Source organism: Streptomyces sp. SID9727 (assembly GCF_010550605.1).
In the GTDB taxonomy this organism is placed as follows: domain Bacteria; phylum Actinomycetota; class Actinomycetes; order Streptomycetales; family Streptomycetaceae; genus Streptomyces.
Window position 1 is genome coordinate 1 of record NZ_JAAGNI010000288.1, and the last position, 1,881, is coordinate 1,881.

At 73.9% G+C, this 1,881-nt stretch carries 1 protein-coding gene and 1 pseudogene; both read right to left on the minus strand.

What is annotated here, in order from left to right:
• Window positions 1–953 (minus strand): serine/threonine-protein kinase (locus G3I41_RS18485; RefSeq protein WP_343242164.1); only part of this gene is annotated, 953 nt, incomplete at its 3' end.
• A 106-nt stretch (window positions 954–1,059) separates the two neighbouring features.
• Window positions 1,060–1,881: pseudogene (locus G3I41_RS18490) on the minus strand (hypothetical protein); the annotation flags it as partial.

Consider the following 1,881-nt stretch of genomic DNA (forward strand, 5'->3'; position numbering starts at 1 on the left):
GCTCCCGGCCCGGGCGGCACGGCGGGCCCGGGCCGGGGCAGCACGGCGGTGCCCCCGCGCAGCATCTCCTCGGAGACCTGCTGCGTCGGGATGAACGCCTGGGCGGCCCGGGGCGCGCGGCCCTCCATGGCCTCCAGGAGCATCCGCTCGGTCTCCTCCGCCGACGGGCGGTCCGCCGGCTCCTTGCGCAGCAGCGCGGTGATGACGGGGGCGAGCGCCCCGGCCCGGGCGGGCGGCGGCGGCTCCTCGGTGACGACGGCCTGCATGGTCGATATGGGGGACGTCCGGCGGAACGGCGAACGCCCCTCGACGGCCGTGTACAGCGTGGCGCCCAGCGACCACAGGTCGGAGGCGGGGCCCGGGTCGCCGCCGCGCACCCGCTCGGGCGCCAGATAGTCGATGGAGCCGACGAGTTCACCGGTCCTGGTGATGGTGGAGTCGCCCTCGATCGCGGCGATCCCGAAGTCGGTGAGCAGGACCCGGCCGTCCCGGGCGAGCAGCACGTTGCCCGGCTTCACGTCCCGGTGCAGCACCCCGGCCCCGTGCGCGGCGCGCAGCGCGCCCAGCACGTGCAGTCCTATGCGGGCGGCCTCGCGGGCCTCGATCTCGCCGCCGGACTCCTTCGCCCGGTCGGCGAGCGACGGCCCGTCCACGTACTGCATGACGATCCACGGCCGGTTGTCGTACTCGACCACGTCATGGACGGTGACGACGCCGGGGTGGGTGATCCGGGCGGCCGCGCGGGCCTCCTTCTGCGTGCGCTGGTGCAGCACGATCCGGTCCGACTCGGCCACGTACAGCCCGGCGGTCAGCTCCTTGACGGCCACCGTGCGGTGCAGCACCTCGTCGTGAGCGCGCCACACCTTCCCCATGCCGCCGCGTCCGAGGACGTCGCCCAGCCGGTACCTCCCGGCCAGCAACAGCCCCGCTTCCGTGCCCTGTGATCGATCCACTTGTGTCCCCGCCCCCGTCGGTCCGGAAGACAGGTTACGGAGCGGACGCGCGGCCACGGAACCTCGCATCGCCCACGAGACCGCACTGTGATGCGAATCCCGTGCTTCATCCCGTCACGCGGTAGGAAACGCTGGCCTGTTGGTAGATCTCGGTGATCCGGTCGCGCTCGTCATCGGGGCCGATGACCTGGAGGACGTGGTACCGGCCGCCGACCAGCATGACGAGGTTGCGGACGTACACCTCGCGTCCGTTGGCGTCCTGCCAGGTGAACTGGCCCTCGGCCATGGCCTGTCGGCCGACGTCCGTACGCCGCAGGCCGCTCGCCGACGACCAGCTGGAGTCGCGGAACGGCTTCAGTTCCGGCTCCTTGTCCCGCTGGTAGTCGAGCGGATCGCTGCCGTTGGCCTTCGCGGTGTCACGGCCGGGGACGATGAGCACGCTGAACCCGTCGCTGCCGTAACGGATCTGACGCTCCGCGTTGGCGGGGCTGCGCTGCCACCCCTTGGGCAGTCCGACCTCGAAGCCCTCGGCGTCCTCGCGGAGCGTGTACCCGGGCGCGAGCGCGGCGGCGGACCGGCTGGTCTGCGGCTTCTGCGCCCCGGACGAGGCGGGTGCGGACGGCTTCTTCGACGCGCTCGCCGTGGGCTCGGGCGTCGCGGACGCGGGTGGTGCGGAGGCGGTACGGGAGGGAGCGGCGCCGGTCCCCTCGTCGTCCTCGCCGGACGTGGGCATGAACAGCACCGCGTACGCGACCGCCGCGACGAGCGCCAGCATGATGAGGACGAGCAGCGTCCGGCCGAGCCGGCGCGGCTGGTCGCCCTCCCGCAGCGCGCGGGGTTCCCGGGGCGCGCGGGGCTCGCGGGGCGGCTTCAGGCGTGGCTCGCGGTGTACGACGGCGGTGCGGTCCACGGCCTCGCGGGGGTGGCG